Here is a 20314-nt window from a genome sequence, read left to right on the forward strand (position 1 = left end):
ATGAGCGCACAGCCGCAACTCATCGACGTGGCCGGGCGCGAGGTTGTGCTCGCGGACTTCGTGCCGTTTTCGTCGCACGTGACCGACCACGTAATCCGCACGCGAGAAGGGGACTACCTGCGTGTCTGGAAGATCGCCGGCATCGCCTTCGAAGCGGCTGATCCCGGTGACATCCTCGTGCGTCACGAAGGATTCAACCAGCTCGTGCGCAGCCTGCCGGGTGGTCACGTCGGCCTGTGGTCGCACCGGATCCGCCGGCGCGTGAGCGACCATTTCGCCACGCCGTACGGCAACCCGTTCTGCCAGGAGCTCGCGACTCGCTACTACGCGAGCTTTGCCGGCTACCGGATGATGGCCAACGAACTGTACCTGACGCTTGTGTACCGGCCGCACCGCACGCGCCTGGGGCGTCTTTTCAGTCAGGCGGCACGCCGCACGCCCGATGATATCCGGCGGGACCAGCAGGAAGCCCTGAAGGTGATGGCGGAGCTTGCCGCCCAGGTCGAATCCGGCCTGAAGCCTTGGGACCCGGTGCCGCTCGGTGTCTACAGGAAGCCGATCCGTTACACGCAGCGCCCCGTGCGTTTCTCAGCCGCGCTGGAGTTCCTGGGTTATCTCGTCAACGCCGCGTGGGAGCCCGTGCCCGTCCCGTCTGGCCGGATTGCGGAGGCGCTGCCGACTTCGCGGCTTTTCTTCCGGACCGAGAAGGTCGAGATCCGCATGCCAGGGGCGACGCGCTATGCGGCGCTACTCGATCTGAAGGACTATCCCGAGGAGACCGAGCCGGGGATGCTCGACGGTCTGCTCTACGGTGACTTCGAATACATCGAGACCCAGAGCTTCACGATTCTCGACCGTCCCACGGCGAAGGAGGCGCTCGAGCGTCAGCGCAACCAGCTGATTGCGGGCGAGGACGTGGCGGTGTCGCAGGTTCAGGCAATGGACCAGGCGCTGGACGACCTGATCAACGGTGATTTCGTCCTCGGTGAATATCACTGTTCGCTGGCCGTGCTCGGTGACGGGCCCGACGAGATCGCGCGGCACGTGGCGAAGGCGCGCACGCAGCTCGCCGATGTCGGCTTCCAGACGGCACTGGTGGACCTCGTGGCGGACGCGGCCTGGTTCGCCCAGTTGCCTGGTAACTGGCGCTACCGGCCACGCGAGGCGAAGCTCACGTCGCGCAATTTCTGTGGGCTCGCGAGCCTGCACAACTTCGCGACGGGCAAGCGCGACGGTAATCCGTGGGGCGAGGCGATCACGATCGTCAAGACGCCGAGTGGCCAGCCGCTATACCTGAACTTCCACGCGACGCCGGAGAAGAAGGAGTCCGCTGACGAGAAGGCGCTCGCCAACACGCAGATCATCGGCCAGGCGGGTGCCGGCAAAACGGTGCTGGAGCTGTTCCTCCTTGCGATGGCGATGAAGTATGGCCTCACCGGCGTCGTCTACGACAAGGACCGGGGCACCGAGATCGCGATCCGGGCGATGGGCGGCCGCTACACGGTGTTTCGACGGGGCGTCCCGACGGGACTTAATCCGTTCCAGCTCGATCCGGACGAAGCGGTGCTGGACTTCTGGGAGCGGCTGGTGCGCCGGCTGGTCCACACCGGCACGCTGCTGTCGGCGAAGGATGAACTCGACATTTCGCGTGCCGTGCGGGAGGTCGCACGCATGGAACGGCGGCTGCGGCGCCTGTCGATGGTCCGGCAACTCCTGCCGGCGGTGGGCGAGAACAGCCTGCATGCGCGCCTGACGAAATGGTGCGCCGGCGGCCGGCTCGGCTGGGTACTGGACAACCCGTCGGACCTGCTGGATTTTAGTCACAACCATCTTTTCGGCTTCGATGATACGGAACTGCTCGACGATCCGGAGGTGTCGACGCCCGTCACGATGTATCTGCTGCATCTGACGGAGAGCCTGATCGACGGGCGGCGCTTTGTGTATGTGATGACCGAATTCTGGAAGCGCCTGGGCGATCCGGTCTTCACGGATTTCGCAAAGGACAAGCAGAAGACGATCCGTAAGCAGAACGGTCTGGGTATCTTCGATACGCAGTCCCCGGCCGATGTGCTGCGTAGCGACATCGCGCGGGCGCTGGTCGAGCAGACGGCGACGTTCTTCTTCCTGCCGAACCCGCGTGCCGACTACGACGACTACGTGCAGGGCTTCAAGCTGACCGAGGCCGAATTCAATATCGTTCGGTCTCTCGGCGAGAATAGCCGCCTGTTCCTCATGAAGCAGGGCCACCGTTCGGCCATCGGCAGGCTGGATCTGGCCGGGCTCGGTGACGTGCTCGACGTCCTGTCGGGGACGACGGACAACGTCGAACTGCTCGACGGGATACGTGCCGAGATGGGCGACGATCCTGTCGCGTGGCTTCCCGTGTTTCATGAGCGGCTGGCGAAACGTCGTGCGACAGGGGCCGCCCCGAACGCGCCAGCCGGGCCTCTGTCGGGAAGAGGTGCACGATGAGCGGCCTTTTCACTTCAGTCGGCGGCACGCTCGAGAACGGAATGTCGGCGTATGTCACGAGCGTGTCCTCGGTCCTCTCCAGCGCGCTGGTGCCCGTGGTCACAACCGCCCTGACGATCTGGATCATCACGTACGGGTTCGCCGTGGTGCGCGGCGAGGCCCATGAGTCGGTACCTGCATTTGCGTGGCGTGGCCTGAAGGTGGCCATCATGCTCGCCTTTGCGCTCGGCGCGGGCATCTATCAGTCCCAGGTCGTCACAGCAGTCGAAGGGGCGACGACGGGCCTCGCCCAGACGATCCAGACCGCGGCGGCCAATGCCGGTGCAGGCAACCCTGGCTGTGGAACGGTGAGTGGCAGCAGCGTGACAGGCTCGAGCGCGTCCGCCATTTACCAGACGCTCGACTGCTATGACCGTCAGATTAATCTGGTGATGGATGCGTACTTCAACAAGGCAACGCACGAAGGCTTGAGTGTCAGCGGCTTTGTCGCAGGCATCGGTGATATGGCGGGCGGGTTCATCGTGGGGCTGGGCGGCGCCATTTTCCTGATGGTCCTGGCATTCGAGGTCACGATGGCAAGAATGCTGCTGGATCTGGTACTGGGGCTTGGGCCGGCCTTCATCGCCTGTGGCGCATTCGGCCCGACAGCGCGCTTTTTCGAGACGTGGACCGCGAAGGTCACGAACTATGCGCTGCTGCAGGTACTCATCGCAGCGTTTCTGGGCATGGCGCTCACGGCGTTCTCAGCCGATCTCGCGCCGTTCAACGTCACGGCTTCCTCGCCCGATACAAACGCTTCGGCGCTCGCTGCAGCAGGTCAGGCAGTGCTCACCGCTATAGCACCCTGGGGTGCGGCATTCGGCCTGTTCATCACGTCCCTGCTGCTGGCAACCATCGGCTGGCAGTTGCCGGCCGTCGCCTCGGGACTCGCCGGAGGCGCCACGCTGTCGGGGTTCAGTGCGTTTGTTGCCGGATTTGCGTCGCGTGGTGCCGTGAGAGGTCTCGGCTCGCTCGTCAGTCTTGGACACGGCCCGCGTCGGCCTGGTGGGCGGATTTCCAGCGGCAGCGGGCAAGCCGCTAGCGCGAACACGGGCGGCGGTGCAGGTCATATTCCTGCCTACCAGCGCGCTGCCCGCGAGCACCTCGGCGACCAGGATAACGCAGGAGGGTCATCGTCATGATCAGGTCATTCATGCAAACCGGTCTTGTCCCCTTCGTGGTGGTGATGATCGTCGCAACGATGCCGTCGGCCCATGCACAGGGCATCCCGGTCTTCGACGCGCAGAATGTGGTGCAGGCCATTGCGACCGTCGGGCAACTGAAGCAGGAAGTACAGCAGGAACTCCAGCTATACCAGTCGCTCAGTGGCACGCGCGGGTTTGGCGAACTGATGAGCAATCCGGTGCTGTCGAACTCGCTGCCGTCGAACTGGCAGTCGGTCTACACGGCGATCCAGAACGGCGGCTATGCGGGTCTGACGGGCAGCGCGCAGACGCTGCGCTCGGCGAGCGAGATCTATAACTGCGAAGATCAGAGCGGGATCGACCAGCAGGTCTGCCAGCGCGCGCTGAACAAGCCGTTCCAGGACAAGGCGTTCGGCACCCAGGCGTACCAGACGGAGTTGCAGGAGCTCGACCAGATCCAGGGCCTGATGCAGCAGATTGACGTCACGCAGGACCAGAAGGGCATCGCGGAGTTGCAGGCGCGCATCCAGATCGAGAACACGGCGGTCGGTAACGAGATGACGAAGCTGCAGCTCTTCCGGATGCTGGTCGATTCCGAAGACCGGCTGATTGCCGAGCAGCAGCAGGAGCTTGTGCTCAAGCGCGCCGGCAATACCGCACGGCTGCAGGACCAGATGGTGCCTGCGGGTTTTGGCAACTGAGTTTGGCCACTGAGTTCGAAAACCAAGGAGGCTGACATGATCCGGTCCGTCGTCGCAGTCCTGGTATTTCAATTAGTCATGCTTATTAATGGATGCTCCGGAAATCCACCCAAACCTGTCCTGCCGGATGGCTCGCACCGTGTGCCGGTGAACCGCGTGCCACCGGCTTACCCGTCCGATGGAGGCGGCCATGAGCAGTGAGCGTGACGCCTGTGAATCGGGTGACTATCGCCGGGCACTCGATTTTGAGGTGTCGGTCACGCATCTGCAGGAGCGCTCGGAGCGTCGGGCATGGCACGTGGCGGCGGCCTCCGTGGTGGTCGCGATCCTGTGCGCGGTCGCACTGGCTGTGATGGTTCCTTTCTACCGGGTCGTGCCGCTGCCGATCGAAGTCGACCGTCTGACCGGTGAGGCGCAGGTGATCGACGTGCTCGACGCGAAGCAGATGCACATGCGCGACATCGAGGACAAGCACTGGTTGGAAGTGTATGTGCGCTCGCGCGAGCGCTACGACTGGGGCCTGCTGCAGATGGACTACGACCGCGTGCTCGACATGAGCGACGACCGTGTCGCGCGGGATTACCGGGCGATCTACAGCGGTCCCGATGCACTGGACCGCCAGCTCGGGGCGAACACGCAGCGGCGGATCCGCATTCTCTCGACGACGCTCGTGCCGGACGAACCGGGTCGTGCTGTCGTGCATATCGAGCGCACGACGTGGAAGAACGGCATCGGTAACGCGGAACCTCCGCAGCGCTTCGTTATCACGCTCGCCTTCACTTACCGGCCATTCGTCTTCACGCGCGAACGCACGGCGATCGAGAACCCATTCGGGTTCAGGGTGACGGCGTATAGCCGCGATCCCGAATACACGCCTGCGGCGTCGGTGCCGGCATCGTCACCCGCTCCGGGAGGTGGGCGATGAGAGCGAACATGTTGATGAGAGCGGCCGCACTGGCGGCAGCGCTGGGTGCTGGCTCCCCCGGTGCCCGCGCCTACGATGTGCCGGGCTGGTCTGGCGACTCGCGCGTGCGACAGGTCGTGTACCGGCAGGACGAGGTGGTGCGGGTCATCGCGCAACGTGGGTTCGCCACGCACATCGCACTCGATCCGGCCGAGCGCATTCTCGTTGTGGCCCCAGGCGACCGGGATGGGTGGCAGGTAGTCGCAAACCGTGGCGACCACGATGTCTACCTCAAGCCGCAACTCGCCGCACACGACACGAATCTCGAAATCCGCACGGACCGGCACAGCTACAGCTTCGACCTGGTTGTGCTGCCGCTCAGGGCCCGTTTCGGCAACGACGAGGAGATGTACCGCATCACGTTCGTGTATCCGGACGCTGAGGCTGAGAAGACGAAGGCTGCAGACGGTGCGGCGCTCGTGCGCGAGCGCCTCGCCCAGCCGCCGGTGGTGCGTAACACCGCTTACTCGATGCAGGTGATGCCGCACTCGGAGGATATCGCGCCGACCGCGGCGTGGGACGACGGGCGCTTCACCTACATCCGCATTCCGGACAACCGCCGCATCCCGGCGATCTTCCGGGTGGCAGACGACGGCAGCGAGAGCGTCGTTGACCGGCACATGGAGGACGACGTGATCGTCGTGCACGAGGTGGCCCGGCGTCTCGTGCTGCGTCTGGGCGACGAGGTCGTCGGTCTGTGGAACGACGCGTTCGATGTGGACGGGGTGCCACCGGTGGACGGCACGACGGTGAGCGGTGTGAAGCGTGTCCTGCGGAGCGACGGCCATGAATGAGGAAACGCCGCGCAATGTGATTGCGCCCGGAGTGATGCCCGGGAGTGACCCGGCAAAGGTCACCGGTACCATAAACGGTGACCTTGGCGCACAGCCGGCCGATCGCGGCATGCCGGAGCTTGGACAGCAGGGCGGTCGCCCCCGTGCCTGGTGGCTCGCGCCACTACTTGTTGTCGTCCTCGTGATGGGCGGAGCGGTCTGGACGATCCACGGCTTCCTCGCGCGGCACGATGCGGCGGAGAAGGCGAGGCGGGATGCCGTCCAGGACCAGCCGGCCCAGGGGCGGGTATTCGCGGAAGGCAGCGCACCGGGGTCAGCGGCCGCCGCAGTGGCGAGTGGGCCAGGGGCAGTGGGCACGGGTGCGTCGGCACCCGCTGCCGTGGCGCCCCGCGAGGCGCCGGTACGTTCCGTATCCGCGCGCAGCTACTACGACGCGCCACTGCTCGCGAGCGGATCCAGTGGCCCGGCCAACGGAGGGGCCGATTCGGCTGCGTCAGCACCCGGTGCCTCGGGCGGCACGCAGCCAAACGTGATGCCCGTGGCCGGCGGCCTGTCCCAGGGCAGCAGTCCACTCGCCCAGCCTTTGACGCCGACGGTCACGCCCAAAGTGCGCGCGGGCTTTCTCGGCAACCGCAGCCTGATTCTTGCCGAAGGCGCCAAGATCGACTGCGCCGGTGATACGGCATTTGATTCGACCCAGGCGGGTATCTCGACCTGCACGGTGACCAAGAACGTCTATTCGGATGACGGCCATGTGGTGCTGATCGAGCGCGGCTCGCAGATCAACAGCGAATACCGCTCGAACCTGGCGCCCGGACAGAAGCGGGTGTTCATCCTGTCGGCGCGTATCAGGACGCCCGAAGGGGTCACGGTCGAGATCGATTCTCCTGCGGCGGACGCGCTAGGACGCATCGGCGTGAGCGGCTACGTGAACAACCACTGGGGCGAGCGTATCGGCGCGGCCATGTTGCTCGGCATGACGCAGGATGCGATCGGCTATCTCGCGACGCGTGGCGGCAACAGCAACGGCTCGGTCGTGTTCGAGAACACACAGCAGCAGGGCAATGACATGGCCTCGCGCGTGCTCGACAGCACGATCAACATTCCGCCCACACTGACGCAGAACCAGGGGGCCGAGGTCACGATTATCGTCGCCCGGGATCTGGACTTCAGTCCGGTCTACGCGCTGGAGCCGGGGGGTACGCGATGAACGCGTCGGTCCATATCCTGAGCGAAGCGCCGGTACTGGCCGACGGTCTGCTGCCGAGGCTGGCAGAGGATGCTTCGGTGCGCGAGCTGATGCGCCCGCTCGCGGCACTGCTCGAAGACCCGGCTCTCACGGAGCTGGTGATCAACCGGCCGCAGCGGGTGCTGACCGAAACCCATCTCGGATGGCAGGCTCATGACTGTGCGGACCTCGACTTCGAGCGCCTGATGTCATTCGCGGTGGCGATCGCCACGCTCACGAACCAGGAGGTCTCGGCGCTGCATCCGGTGCTCTCCGCGCTGCTGCCCGGTGATGCGCGTGTCCAGATCGTGATCCCGCCGGTGGGGCCTCCGCGAACTGTGTCGGTAACGATCCGCCGTCCGTCTTCGCGCGAGAAGACGCTCGACGCCTACGAAACTGAGGGCCTGTTCGCGATGACTACGTGGCACTGTCCGGCTGGACTTGATGAGGCGATGCCCGCACTGCGCTCCCGGGATCGTGAACTCGTCAGGTGCCTCCGGGCGCGCGAGTTTCCGGCGTTCTTCGATCTGGCGGTGCGCGGCCGGGTGAACCTCGTGATCGTGGGCAGCACCGGCTCGGGCAAGACGAGTTTCATGAAGACGCTGTGCCGGTACATCCCGGCCACCGAACGCATCGTGACGATCGAGGATGTGCGCGAGCTCTTCATCCGTCACATCGAGAACTGCGTCCACCTGATCTACAGCAAGGGAGGGCACGGCCAGGCGCGGGTGACGCCTGCGGATCTGATTGCAAGCACGATGCGCATGCGCCCTGACCGTGTGCTGCTCGCCGAATTGCGGGGCAGTGAAGCGTACGACTTCCTGAAGCTGCTGACGACAGGGCACTCCGGTTCGATCACGAGCTATCACGCGTCGAGCGCATCGGTTGCCATCGAGCGGTTCGCGCTGATGGCGAAGGAACACCCCGAAGCCGCCACATGGGACGACGCGGCACTGCGCCGGCTGCTCTTCATGACGATCGACGTGGTAGCGCACATGGAGACCACCGCGCTCTTCGATGAATCTGGCGCGCAGATCGGCCGGCGCTGGTCGATGACGGAGGTCTGGTTCGATCCGCTGCGTCGCCATGAGGCGGACTATCGCGCGGATTCCTGGTGAAAGGGGAACAGGCCATGGACATCGGAAAGGCAACTGGAACGGGACGGTCAGCCATCAGGGGGATCGGGTACCACGCGATGCTTGCACTGGTCACGCTTGCGGTCTTTGCCGCGGCGGCAGCCGGGCTGACGCTTGCCCTCTGGCTGGCTTCGCTTTTCTTCGTCGCGAGCCAGCACGGCAACCCGCTTCATGCCGGGTTTCATGCGTGGCCGGATGCCGCGCTGGCCTGGCATGACGGACGTCTGCCGAAGCAGGGGCGGCGGCTCGCCGGCGCCGCGCTGTTAGGCGTGCTGCTGGCGTTTGGCGCGCCCGCGCTCGGCGTGTACACGCTTCTGGAACAGTCCGGTCGCCGGCGCCTCTACGGCAGCGCGCGGTTCGCAAATGAGGCGGACATCCGCCGGGCAGGCCTGCTATGAGCACGATGGCGACTTCAGGCGAATATTCAGGCGGACACGGTGGGCCTCCCCTGGTCGTGGGCGTCTGGCGTGGCCGCTATTTGCGGTTCAGCGGGCAGCAGTTTGTGCTGCTGGCGGCACCGGCCCGTTCGGGCAAGGGCGTGGGCATCGTGGTGCCTAACCTGCTCAGCTATCCGGACTCGGTGGTTGTGCTCGATATCAAGCAGGAGAACTTCAATCTCACCGCGGGCTACCGTCGTGCAAACGGGCACGACGTGTACCTGTTCAGTCCGTTTGCGGAGGACGGTCGTACGCACCGGTATAACCCGCTATCGGCGATCTCGGATGGCGTATTCCGCGTTGGCGACATCCTTTCGATCGGCTACGCGTTGTATCCCGTCGGCGGTCACGACGACTTCTGGAAGGACCAGGCACGCAATCTCTTTCTCGGCATCGTGCTGCTGCTGTGCGAGTGGCGTGATGCGCGCCGCGCCGGCAACATTGATGTGCCCGACAGCCCGGTGACGATGGGAGAAGTACTGCGGCAGTCATCGGGCAACGGCATGCCGGTCAAGGCATACCTGCAGCAGGCGCTGCTGCAGAACCGGCGGTTGCTCAGTGGCGCGTGCGTCGATGCGCTCAACCGCTTTCTCGCGAATGACGACAAGGTACTCGCGAGCATCCTCGCGACCTTCAATGCGCCGTTGACGATCTGGGCCAATCCGATCGTTGATGCCGCGACGAGTGCCAATGACTTCGACCTGCGCGACGTGCGCAAACGGCGCATGTCGGTCTACGTCGGGATCACGCCGGACCACCTGAGCGAGGCGGCGCTCCTCGTCAACCTCGTGTTCTCGCAACTCGTCAACCTGAATACTCGGCAGCTGCCCCAGGACAATCCGCAGCTGAAGGTCCAGTGCCTGCTGCTGATGGACGAATTCACATCGGTCGGCAAGATCCACATCATCGCCCGGGCCGTCGCCTACATGGCGGGTTACAACCTGCGCCTGCTCTCGATCGTGCAGTCGGTCTCCCAGCTCGAGTCGGTCTATGGCCGGGCGGATGCCAGGACGTTCGTTACCAATCACGCGATGCAGATCATCTACGCGCCGCGTGAGCAGAAGGACGCGAACGAATACTCGGAGATGCTCGGTACCTTCACGGACCGCTCGCGCAGTGTGAGCCGGTCGAACGCGATCTTCGGCGGCCGAGGCGGGTCAAGCGAGAGTTTTTCCGAGCAGCGCCGTCCGCTGCTGCTGCCGCAGGAACTCAAGGAGCTCGGGCGGGACAGGGAAATCATCCTGCTCGAAAACACCAAGCCGATCCTCGCTGACCGGATCTGCTATTGGCGCGATCCTGTTTTCACGTCGCGCCTGGTGGCTGCGCCAGCGATTCCAGCGATGGATCTCGTGCGTTTCGTCGCCCAGGTCGAGCGGCGGGTAAGGGATGTGCAACTGGACGACGTGGACGAAGCCGGTGTGATGCACATCTCCCCGGAGTATCTGGAAGTGCTGCAGGCCTGGGATCCACGCGATCTGCCACGGCATCTCAACGACGTGAGCGACGAAGAGGCGGTTGCCTACGTCGAGCGGCACTTCATGCTGCTGGGCGTGCCAGTTGGGCGCGTTGCGGTGGCTGCACGGCGGCTGTCGCCGTCTGATCTCGACGTCGCGGAGCTGCGCCCCACGGAAGGCGCGCCGGGGCGCAAGGCCAGGCGCGCCTCCGGCGTACCGCGTACGCAACGTGGGCGAGCCGCATCGCGCACGGCTGACGGCTCGAACGTCGTGCCGCGCCATGGAGAACGCCGATGAATGCGCGGTATCTGAGTGAAGAAGAGCGAGCGCGTGCGGCGCTGGCCACGATCCCGGCCGAGGACTACGCGACATGGGTCGATATGGCGTTCGCCCTCAAGCAGGGTTTTGGCGAGGCCGGCTTCGACATCTGGGACGAGTGGAGCCGCACCGCCCACAACTACAGCGAGCGTGCGGCGCGGGTGACCTGGCGTTCGGCCGGCGAGTCGGGCGGCAAGACGCTTGCCTCTCTCTTCTGGCTCGCACAGCAGCACGGTTTCGATGTGCGGGCCTCGCGCGCGGCGATGGATCCCGCAGACAGGTCGCGCATGCTGCCAGTCCGTCCGTCCGTGGATAGGGCGCGGCACGATGCCCAGATTGAGGCTCGCGTGCGCGCGCGGCAGGCGGCCGCCGCGCAGGACTCGCTGGCGATCTGGAAGTGGGCCCGGCCGGTGGGCCCCGGACATCCGTATCTCGAACGCAAGCAGGTGAGGGCAGTCCCGACACTGCGTGAGCTGGAGGCCGAAGAACTGCATGCGCTGCTCGGATACGCGCCGCGCAGTGCCGAGGAGCCGCTCACGGGCCGCGTGCTGGTGGTGCCGGTCCGCATCGGCGAGACCCTTTCGACGCTGGAACTGATCGATGCCGAAGGACGCAAGTCGGCTCTCGCGGGCGGTGCGAAGTCGGGCGGCTACTGGGTGGTGGAACCGGGCCAGTTCTGCGACGGTGCTGTGACACCGATCCTGATTGCCGAGGGCGTCGCAACGGCACTGGCAGTGTGGCAGGCGACCGGCTGGTTCAGCGTCGCGGCACTGTCGAGCGGCAACCTTCGGCCGGTGGCGGCGATGTGGCGCGGCCGGTACCCGGAAGCGGAGATGCTCGTGCTCGCCGATCTCGGTGCCGGATATGAGCAGGCGAGGCAGGCCGCGCTCGGCACGTCATCGCTGCTGGCCGAGCCACGCTTCGCGCCGCAGGCACGGATTGCCGGTGACGTGCCGACTGATTTCGATGACATGGTGGTGCTGTCCGGGCCGGATGTCGTTGGTGAGCTTTTACGGGAGTCGCTGTACGGAGCACCGGAGCGAGATGTAGCGGGTGGAGAAGCCGACGGACAGGCCATGATTGCACAGGGATCGGACGACGCACTGAAGCAGGACCATGCACTGAAGGAGGACCATGCAATGGGCAATGTGAAAGAGAAACTCGTGGGTGATGGAGAGGTGTCGGGTAGGCGCCGTACTTCGCGTCGTCGGACCGGCCATCAGGACGCGCCGGAACCGACGCAGCAGGAAAGCACCGTACCTGCACCGGAACCGGCAACTGCGCAGGCACAGTCGCAGCCGCCGGAACCGGACCGGCGGGAAGCCGATGCGCCGAAGCCTGCTCCCGCGCCGGAGCGCGGTGTGGTAGCGCCGGCGCGCCGTCAGGTAGGCGAACCACTGTACGGACTCGACGAGGTACCGGGCGAGATCAGGGCACTCGCACAGCACCGCTTCGGCGCGCAAACCCGCATGGCGGCGCCCCGCGAGAACGGTGGCCCGTACCGCGGCGAGGTATTCAACACTGAGCACTACCTGATCCAGGAGGTGTCCATCCGCAGCGTTGTATTCCACGTGAAGTCGAACATGGAGTTTGTCTCGGACCGCCTGCGGTGGATGGACGAGAACCAGCGTCTCAATGGCGCAGAGGTGCAGGTCGGCTACGACGGCGCACGGGCGAAAGTGTATCCGTGGGACCGTGCGCGCGACCTGCTCGAGCGCACGGTGGCATCGCTGAAGAAGTCCGCCCGCGAGGTGGGTTTCGGTAACGACCTCGACGCAACGCTTGACCAGCTGCAGGCCACGTCGTGGACGCGGGTGAGGGAGGCACGGGCGGCGGCACTCGCCCAGTCGAAGGAGCACGCCGGCCGCGAGCAGGAACAGGGACTGGGGCAGCAACGCTGAGCGGGCGACGCTCTGCCCGTCAGCGCAGAGATCAGAGGGAGATCCATGATGGATGAAACCGCAACTTCTTCCGGCCCACGTGCAGACGAACCGGTCATCAACGTGATTGAGCCGGACCCGCCGCCTGGCCCGAATCCGCAGGGCGCGCAGCGCGTCGATCAGACCGCGGCCGACGCACTGGCCGCACGCCGGCGCCGCGAGTTCGATGCAGCGCGGGCGCGGCTGCGCGATCAGGCCGTCCAGGCGGGCGCGCCGTCGCAGGCTGCAGAACAGCAACGGGCACCGCAGCAGGAGGCGCTCCATCGTAGCAGTGACACATCCACCATGCGATGGGCGCCGCTTGGCAATCCGCCGGAGATGGTGCGAAAGCGCTACCTGCGGGCGGGTAACCAGTATTTCCTCAAAGACGCGCCGCATCGGCTCGCGTTCGAGGATATCGGTCCTTACCTCGTGACGGAGCACAACCGCCCCGATGTGGTCGAGTCGATGGTGGACATGGCCCGTGCGAAGGCATGGGGACGTATCCGTGTATCGGGTCACGAGCAGTTCCGCCGCGAGGTGTGGGTTCAGGCCACGCTGATCGGCATCGAGGTGAGCGGATACGAGCCGAAGGCAGTCGACGTGGCGCGTCTGAGCGAAGCCCGTCGTGACCGGATGACGAATCGCATCGACGTGACTCAAACGCCTCCGGCCGCGCCAGTTCCTGCGAATCGACCGGAAGCGCCCGATGCGGCGCCTGGCCCCATGGAATCACAGGCGGCGCAACCAGCAAGGCGCGATGCTCCCAGACAGCCAGAGGCTCGTGCGTCGGCTCCGCCCGCGCCCGTGGAGCCGTCCCGAACCACTCCCACCTCCGAAACGGGGTCGCGCGTTGCCGAGTCCGAGGGGCCGGAGCGGCAGCGCTATATGGGCGAACTGGTCGAGCACGGCGGTGCGCCCTATCAGCACAATCCTGCACGTAGCGACTCGTATTACGTCGTCTATCGCGATACGGGTGGCGCGGACCATGTCGTGTGGGGTGTGGATCTGAGACGGGCCGTGGCGGACTCCGGCGCGCTCGCCGGACACCAGGTCGTGCTCGAAAACCTCGGCCGGCGTCTCGTGACAGTGGCGGTCCCGGTTCTCGACGCGACGGGAAATGTGATCGGCGAAGAGGAAAAAGAGGTCTATCGCAATACGTGGCAGGTCGATGTCGTGGGTCAGGAGCGGACGCAACTGGATCCCGAGGCTCGCGGCAGAAAGGACGACGCGGGAAGGAGTGAGACTGCCGCGCCGGAAACCCCGGAGCAGGCACAGGCCGCCCGCCGACGTGAGCCTTCGGCCATGTCGCCCGCGGAGCGTGCCGTGCAGATGGCGGTGCTGACCGCTGCGATGCGGCAGCAGGGTTTCAGCGAGCGATCGATTGCGCGCGTGCAGCAACGTGCGCAGCGGCTGCTGACCGCCTTCGAGTCCGAGGGCGTCGCCGTTCCGCGACCCCGCGTGTTTGATCCGGAGGCGCCCTCTACGCGCAGTCGCCGCACCCGCACGGCTGCGGAGCGCGTACCGACCCGGGAGGTCGAACGCGGACCATCCGAACCCGCACCTCCGTCGCTGTAGGAGCACAGGCATGGCCACGCGTGCGCGACTGTGTGTGGATCTCGGGCGAGCGAAATCACGCTGGGAGGTATGGTGTGCCCTTCACGGTGTAACGGCGGCCGATGGCGTCCGGCACCTGGTCCACGGTGTGCTGAGCCAGGACGAGTCGCCAGACGGGGTGCCTGGGCCTGAACATCGTCGCCTGCAGGTCGACGGGCATCGCGAACGCATCGAAATCCGTCTCACCCAGGAGGAACTCGAAGTGGCCAGACGACGTGCAGTGACTGGTGGAATGAATGTCAATCGCTGGATAGTTGCGGTGATCCGCGCGCAGCTCGTGCATGAGCCGCAACTGGGCGAGCGCGAGATGCGACTGCTTGCGCACTCGAACCAGCATCTGGCCATGATTGTGACGTTGCTCGGTCGGGCGCAGGCAAGCGGCGGTGCCCGCGACGCGGCGCACGTGCTTGAGGACACGCGTGCCGTGATTGATACACACCTGCGCACAGTTACACAGGTGCTGCGCGCCAACCTCGATCGCTGGAGCCGCTAGCATGTCGTTCCCGAAGACATACGTCGACCAGATGCTGCTGAACTGGGGGGACCGGCTTTTTCATGATCCGCTGCGGCACGTGCGTGCGCCACGCATGTCACGCGGGGAGCTTCAACGCGATGTACGACGCATGCGCGAGCAGCTTGCCCGCACGCTCAGGCGCACCCCCGAGGTGATGGTCAAGATCACGAACAAGGAGTCGGGCGCGCAGGGCATGGGCGCGGTGCGCCGTCATCTGCGCTACATCTCGCGTAATGGCAAGGTCGAACTCGAGGATCAGGACGGGATGACCATGCTCGGCCGCGAGGCACTGCACGATCTGACTGATGCGTGGCACCTCGGTGGCTGGGGTATCCCGGAAGAAAGCCGCAGGCGAGAGGTGTTCAACGTGCTGCTCTCGATGCCGCCGGGCACGGATCGGCTGGCGGTGCGCAACGCCGCGCGCGCGTTTGCGGCTGCGGAACTCGGCGACGGCAGACGGTATGTTTTTGCCGCGCACAATGACGAGGCGCATCCGCACGTGCATCTGAGCGTGCAGGTACGCGGAGCGGATGGGAAGCGTCTCAACCCGCGCAAGCGCGACCTGCAACGCTGGCGCGAGCGGTTCGCAATGCAGTTGCGCGAGCATGGTGTGGAGGCCAATGCGACGAGGCGATTCGCTCGGGGCGAGACCCGGCGCTATCCGAAACAGGCTGTTGTGCATATGACGGCGCGCGGCGAAACAGCGCATTACTGGAGATCGGAGCTGGATGAACTGGCCCGTCGAGCCTTGTGGGACGCCCACGCTGGGTCGCTCGAAGCATGGCAAGGCGTGATTCATGCGATGGCCGGATCGCAGAGTGCCGATGACCGGAGCCTCGCAGCAATGGTTACGGACTTCGTGCAGACGATGCCCATTCTGCGCGATCGGCCCGGCATGGGTCGCACCCACTCGAATGAAGTAGAGCGTCGTTGCGCCCCCTTGCACGAGCGCGGATTACGTGGCGCAGAGCGGAGCGAGATCCAGCGGGAACTGTTTCCCGACGATCCGGATGTGCAGATGGAGCGCTGACCAGAGGAACTGTCAATGCCGATGCCGATCATTCCGTGGATAGGCGGCAAGCTGCGGCTCGCCGACGTGCTCATTCCGCGATTTCCTCCGCACCGCTGCTACATTGAGGTGTTTGCCGGTGCGGCGGCGCTGTTTTTCATGCGCCAACCGGCTGAGGTCGACTTGCTGAACGACGTGAACGATGACCTTGTGAATCTTTACCTTGTGGTGCAGCATCATATCGAGGAGTCTGTGAGGCATTCAAGTGGGCCTTGACTAGTCGCGAGGTGTTCAGGTGGCTGAGCGATACACCAGTGCACACACTCACCGACATCCAGCGTGCAGCACGTTTCTACTATCTGCAGCAGAACTGCTTCGGTGGCCGCGTTGAAGGGCGGACATTCGGCGCGGCGACGACCTCTCCACCGGGGCTGAAGCTTCTGCGAATTGAGAAGACGTTGTCGGCGGCCCATCTCAGGCTGTCGGGGGCATATATCGAAAAAGCTGGACTGGTACGACTGCGTCTCTCACTACGATCGGGCTCCGAACTTTCTTCTACCTCGCCCCCCTTACTGGGAAGCAGAGGGCTACGGTTTGCCGTTTGAATATGATCAGTATGAGCGCATGGCTTTAGAACGCTGGTCGATATCCAGTACATCGTTGGCGGTACGGGCAATACTGCACCGCGCAGCGAATTCATTATCTACAGCTGTGACAGGGCAAAAGACCCCGTGGGACTGTTCTGATTTTGGAGTGGCCCCGAGCGCAATTGATGCTCGTGCAAACCCGGACCGGTGCGGTGTCTTGAGTCGTAGCGAAACGGGAATATGCGTTGCACGCTCTCAGGAATCGACGAACCACGCAGGTCCCGCCTTGTGTGATGCGATGACCATGACCACCATCGCGACTGCAAGCAGGGAAAAGCTGGCGACGGCCAACGGGAAGAACAGTGCAAACAGAAGGGCCGACCCTCCAACGCCGTAAAGCAGATCTGTATCGCGAATGTTCTCGTAAAGCAGCCATGCTGTTGCAGCGAGGCCAAGGGAAAGCAGAATGAGTCCGTCGGACAGGGGCGTGTGATGGAGTGTTGCGTTAGCCCAGAAGTAAAGTCCCCACCAGATCAGGTTAATTGCGATGGCCGTGATCCAGAAGCTTCGCAGCGTGAAGAGCGAATGGCCGAAGCGGCGCCGGCAAACCCGGTTGAACAGCTGGATACCCTTTGCTATCGCGATTACAGCCGCTGCGATCAGCGCAAGTTGTAGCCAACCCATGATCTGCTCCTTTGGGCATGGAATGCTTCGTCAAACCCCTCTGGTCAGGTCATGAGGCTGACACTTGAGCGAAGTTTCATCTGCCAAATATAGACGTTTGACTGACGAATGCAAAGTAGCATTAGCTCGACACAATAATAGCGCCATGGCCCTGTCTGATCATCGACCGCAAGAGCGCCCGATCAAGCCGAACCGCCGCCATCAGGTTCTGGTCCAACGCCCTGGATCATTCATTGTCATCGAGGACAGCGGAGCCTCAGCGCATTGCGGGTCGCGAAGGAGGTGGCCCCGGGCCATTACTCTGACGGCGGCGGCCTCTACATGCAGATCGCGGACAGTGGTGCGCGTTCGTGGGTGTTCCGGTTCAAGCTTGGCGGGCGTGTGGGGGAGATGGGTCTCGGACCGCTTTCGCGCGTCTCGCTTGGCGAGGCGCGCAAACTCGCCGCCGAATACCGTGACATGGTCAGAGAGTTGACTGATCCCATCCTCGCGCGGCGTGAGCAACAGCGTAGATAGTTGCTCGATACCTCGTCGGATGCCAACCTGACATTCCGTGAGACGGCCGAAGCGTTTATCCGTGTGCAAGAACCTCATTGGCGAAGCCGCAAGCATGTGCAGCAGTGGCGCAACACACTCAGCAGGTACGCATATCCGGTGATCGGGGAAGTCCGGGTGCGCGACATCGACACCGCGATGATCGTACGGATTCTCCAGCCGATCTGGACGAAAAAGGCGGAGACTGCGCGTCGCGTGCGTGGCCGCATCAAGGCCATCCTCGACGCCGAGACTGTGATGGGCCATCGCACCGGCAGCAACCCGGCACGGTACGTTGACCATCTGCAACTCGTGTTGCCGCGGTCGAAGAAGCGCTCGCAGGTAAGACACCACCCGGCGCTTCCATGGGAAGATATCCCGGTTTTGTGCGTCAACTTGAGCAACGTCCCCGGCGCGCGGCACGGGTTCTGCACCTGCTCATCCTCACGGCAACCCGCACGAACGAGGTGCGCTTCGCGCGGCCAGAGGAATTCGATCTGGACAGCCGTGTCTGGTCAATTCCCGGCGACCGTACGAAAAGTGGTCGGCCGCTTCGCGTGCCGCTCTGTGAGCGGGCCGTGGAGATTGTGCGCAGCGCGCTGCCCAAGGCGAAATACGGATATCTCTTCCCGGGTTGCAAGGAAGGCCGTCCATTGTCGAACATGGCGATGCTGATTCTTCTGAAACGCATGTCACGGCACGGGATCACCGTGCATGGTTTCCGGTCGACGTTCCGCGACTGGGTGGCGGAATGCACGGAATACCCGGATTCGCTCGCCGAAGAGGCACTCGCCCACGTCATCGTTTCGCAGACGGTGGCGGCTTACCGGCGTCGCGACCAGCTCGAGCGTCGGCGGCTGATGATGGAGGACTGGGGAAGGTACCGCGGCAACGAGCACGAGAAAACTGCGTCAACGGCGTCGGCTGTACCGCAAGCGTTCGCTGCATAGCTGTCGGTGTACGTTGAGAAATCAGGATCGTTCGATGGGTGGGTTGCCATCGCTCATTGGGCATTGATGACGGGAGCGGGTATGCATGCAAGGGACTTTTCGATGCGTATTGCTAAGTGGAATAATTGAATGGGGTGCAGGTGGTAGGAGGTTCAAATCCTCTCGCCCCGACCAAAGAAATCAAGGCCTTACAAGCAATGCTTGTGAGGCCTTTTTCTTTGGCTTTCAGAATAGTGCCACTTTTAGGCCACTCCAGTATCGGGAACGCGATGGAAGTTCTGGGTACGTAGGGGAATCGGCTGAACATGTCCCGCCCGCGGAGTCAGCGGGCGAGGGCTTCGTGGCGGCTCAATCATTTTGCGAGACTGTCGGGGCAGCGGAGCGTCTTCGTTTTTGGGCGCTCTATCGCACGGATTTCACACAGGTGAACTCATCCCACTGGTTGGCTACCTGATAAAAATCGGAAGGATTCGGCTTCGTATCCGCTTGTCAAAGCGAGGCTTCACTTCTTCGCCGCATGAGATGGGAACTCTTGGGAACCGGGGGGACGATGCCAGCGAGACACGACTCTGAGTTTGCGCAATTTCATTCTCGGCGGGGTATTTGTCACGCTCCGAATTGCGGTCTAGATTGCTATATGTCCGGTTCGTGTCGGACGCTTTCAGAAGGAGTCTGGCGATGGCTGATCAATTCCTTGAGAATCCGGCAAAGCAACGTTTGATTCGCCTTCGCGAGGTGCGTCTGCGTGTTGGTCTGGGCACAAGTACTGTCTATCGGTATCTGGCCGAAGGTAAATTTCCACGGCCAGTACAAATCGGTGGTGGTAGGGTTGCATGGCTAGAGACCGACGTTGATGCATGGATTGTAGACCGCGTTGAGGCCAGCGGGCGCGGAGCAACCTAGCTTGGTTCCGTTCTGTCGCGGCGGTTTGCGTGATATTAGAAGCCGTCGGAGCGACAGAACGCGGACTTGCGGAAGCTTGAGTTGCTCGGTCATACTGCTGCAATGAATGCTTCGTTTTCCTTTTTAATTCGCCATTCGCCTTCAGCAGGAGCAATTCCCGTAGCAGTCCATACTGTTCCGAGGCCGCGCCCGGAAGGTTGCCACATGAATCTTGCGGGGTTTCTTCTTGTGTCGGACCTGCCCGCCAAGTACCCTCCAATCTCAAGCAGGAGTAGGCGACAACGGATTAAGAGTCCTACTTCCCGTAATCAGGTATCGACGCAAAGCGCAGTCAAATCAATGACTTGCATCGGTGGCCACCACTTTAACTGGCTGCGCTTTTCGATCTATTCGCGGCAATTCGTGCCTACTGTGGTCAAGTTTTGGTCAAGGTGCCTTGCACGTGTCATGGATCGGCGTAATGGCGCGAGTTTGAGGTGAAGTAAGCCTCGTTCGAATCGCCCAGATTTCGCGCAGCTTCAACGGGGCCTTCTGGCCAGTCATCCTTCCTTTGTTTCACGGCGTCCGACGGGTGCTGGAAGAATTAAGCGTTTCCATGTCTACATCCTCTTCAACTAAGGGAGATCGATTTTGCGCGCTGCGCAGCGGTCGCTCTTTGACCCAGGTTGTGTGGAAACCCGATGGCATTACAATGCGACGCGTGGCGCCGACCCCAGCGGCGCGTTTGACTGCCTTCGCAGCTATCACGACGCCGACGAAGGTGAACCTCTCTGATGCGTTCCAGGCGAGTCTAAGGGCTTTATTTCGGGACCTGCGGGTGCTCACGCACCCACCAGCCGCATCGCCTTCATTGCCTTCTTGAAGCCCAGGATTCTCAGCACTCGCGTGAGATTGTAGGCGAGTACGTTT

15 protein-coding genes and 3 pseudogenes are annotated in these 20314 nt (G+C 63.6%); 16 read left to right on the plus strand and 2 right to left on the minus strand.

Annotated features, from left to right (window positions below):
• From PQQ53_RS30305 to PQQ53_RS30370, 14 genes and pseudogenes are all read left to right on the plus strand, one after another.
• Positions 1-2472 (plus strand): VirB4 family type IV secretion/conjugal transfer ATPase, encoded by a 2472-nt coding sequence (locus PQQ53_RS30305; protein ID WP_408328309.1) that lies wholly within the window; start codon positions 1-3, stop codon positions 2470-2472.
• The gene (locus tag PQQ53_RS30310; RefSeq protein ID WP_408148002.1) at positions 2469-3653 is read left to right on the plus strand and encodes a TrbL/VirB6 family protein; all 1185 of its coding nucleotides are present in this window, start codon (positions 2469-2471) and stop codon (positions 3651-3653) included. The genes PQQ53_RS30305 and PQQ53_RS30310 overlap by 4 nt, the downstream gene beginning before the upstream one ends.
• A gap of 11 nt (positions 3654-3664) precedes the next feature.
• Positions 3665-4357: a P-type DNA transfer protein VirB5 gene (gene virB5 / locus PQQ53_RS30315; RefSeq protein ID WP_408148027.1), complete on the plus strand. Its 693-nt coding sequence runs from the start codon at positions 3665-3667 to the stop codon at positions 4355-4357.
• A 190-nt stretch (positions 4358-4547) separates the two neighbouring features.
• On the plus strand, positions 4548-5282 hold the full coding sequence (locus PQQ53_RS30320) for a VirB8 family type IV secretion system protein (RefSeq protein ID WP_408328312.1): 735 nt from the start codon (positions 4548-4550) through the stop codon (positions 5280-5282).
• Positions 5283-5296: 14 nt separating this feature from the next.
• Complete coding sequence (locus tag PQQ53_RS30325; RefSeq protein ID WP_408328324.1) at positions 5297-6115, plus strand: TrbG/VirB9 family P-type conjugative transfer protein; 819 nt, start codon at positions 5297-5299, stop codon at positions 6113-6115.
• Positions 6108-7325, plus strand: coding sequence for a type IV secretion system protein VirB10 (gene virB10 / locus PQQ53_RS30330; protein WP_408328315.1), 1218 nt, complete (start codon positions 6108-6110; stop codon positions 7323-7325). The genes PQQ53_RS30325 and virB10 overlap by 8 nt, the downstream gene beginning before the upstream one ends.
• On the plus strand, positions 7322-8461 hold the full coding sequence (gene virB11, locus PQQ53_RS30335) for a P-type DNA transfer ATPase VirB11 (protein WP_408328318.1): 1140 nt from the start codon (positions 7322-7324) through the stop codon (positions 8459-8461). The genes virB10 and virB11 overlap by 4 nt, the downstream gene beginning before the upstream one ends.
• 14 nt (positions 8462-8475) lie before the next feature.
• Complete coding sequence (locus PQQ53_RS30340) at positions 8476-8877, plus strand: hypothetical protein (RefSeq protein ID WP_408148031.1); 402 nt, start codon at positions 8476-8478, stop codon at positions 8875-8877.
• The gene (locus PQQ53_RS30345) at positions 8874-10667 is read left to right on the plus strand and encodes a type IV secretory system conjugative DNA transfer family protein (RefSeq protein WP_408148009.1); all 1794 of its coding nucleotides are present in this window, start codon (positions 8874-8876) and stop codon (positions 10665-10667) included. Before PQQ53_RS30340 ends, PQQ53_RS30345 begins: the two co-directional genes overlap by 4 nt.
• On the plus strand, positions 10664-12589 hold the full coding sequence (locus tag PQQ53_RS30350) for a PriCT-2 domain-containing protein (protein ID WP_408148011.1): 1926 nt from the start codon (positions 10664-10666) through the stop codon (positions 12587-12589). Before PQQ53_RS30345 ends, PQQ53_RS30350 begins: the two co-directional genes overlap by 4 nt.
• A 45-nt stretch (positions 12590-12634) precedes the next feature.
• Entirely contained in the window at positions 12635-14185 is a 1551-nt protein-coding gene (locus PQQ53_RS30355; protein WP_408148013.1) for an LPD7 domain-containing protein, read from the plus strand.
• 10 nt (positions 14186-14195) lie between these two features.
• The gene (locus tag PQQ53_RS30360; protein WP_408148015.1) at positions 14196-14717 is read left to right on the plus strand and encodes a plasmid stabilization protein; all 522 of its coding nucleotides are present in this window, start codon (positions 14196-14198) and stop codon (positions 14715-14717) included.
• A 1-nt stretch (position 14718) separates the two neighbouring features.
• A complete protein-coding gene (locus PQQ53_RS30365; protein ID WP_408148017.1) occupies positions 14719-15768 on the plus strand; it encodes a relaxase/mobilization nuclease domain-containing protein in 1050 nt (349 codons plus the stop codon).
• A gap of 15 nt (positions 15769-15783) precedes the next feature.
• Positions 15784-16493 (plus strand): annotated as a pseudogene (locus PQQ53_RS30370) (DNA adenine methylase).
• A 96-nt stretch (positions 16494-16589) separates the two neighbouring features.
• Here PQQ53_RS30370 and PQQ53_RS30375 read toward each other — a convergent pair.
• Positions 16590-17018, minus strand: a complete 429-nt coding sequence (locus PQQ53_RS30375; RefSeq protein WP_408148019.1) for a hypothetical protein — start codon at positions 17016-17018, stop codon at positions 16590-16592.
• Positions 17019-17246: 228 nt separating this feature from the next.
• On the opposite strand from PQQ53_RS30375, the pseudogene PQQ53_RS30380 reads away from it, so the two are divergent.
• Both PQQ53_RS30380 and PQQ53_RS30385 read left to right on the plus strand, forming a co-directional pair.
• A pseudogene (locus PQQ53_RS30380) lies at positions 17247-18502 on the plus strand (tyrosine-type recombinase/integrase).
• A gap of 678 nt (positions 18503-19180) precedes the next feature.
• Positions 19181-19405 carry a helix-turn-helix transcriptional regulator gene (locus PQQ53_RS30385; RefSeq protein ID WP_120290630.1) on the plus strand — a complete coding sequence of 75 codons (225 nt, stop codon included), beginning with the start codon at positions 19181-19183 and terminating at the stop codon, positions 19403-19405.
• A 483-nt stretch (positions 19406-19888) separates the two neighbouring features.
• Here PQQ53_RS30385 and PQQ53_RS30390 read toward each other — a convergent pair.
• Positions 19889-20002, minus strand: a pseudogene (locus PQQ53_RS30390) (integrase); the annotation flags it as partial.
• Positions 20003-20314 lie beyond the last annotated feature (312 nt).

This window comes from Paraburkholderia strydomiana, from assembly GCF_046030495.1.
In the GTDB taxonomy this organism is placed as follows: Bacteria; Pseudomonadota; Gammaproteobacteria; order Burkholderiales; family Burkholderiaceae; genus Paraburkholderia; species Paraburkholderia strydomiana_A.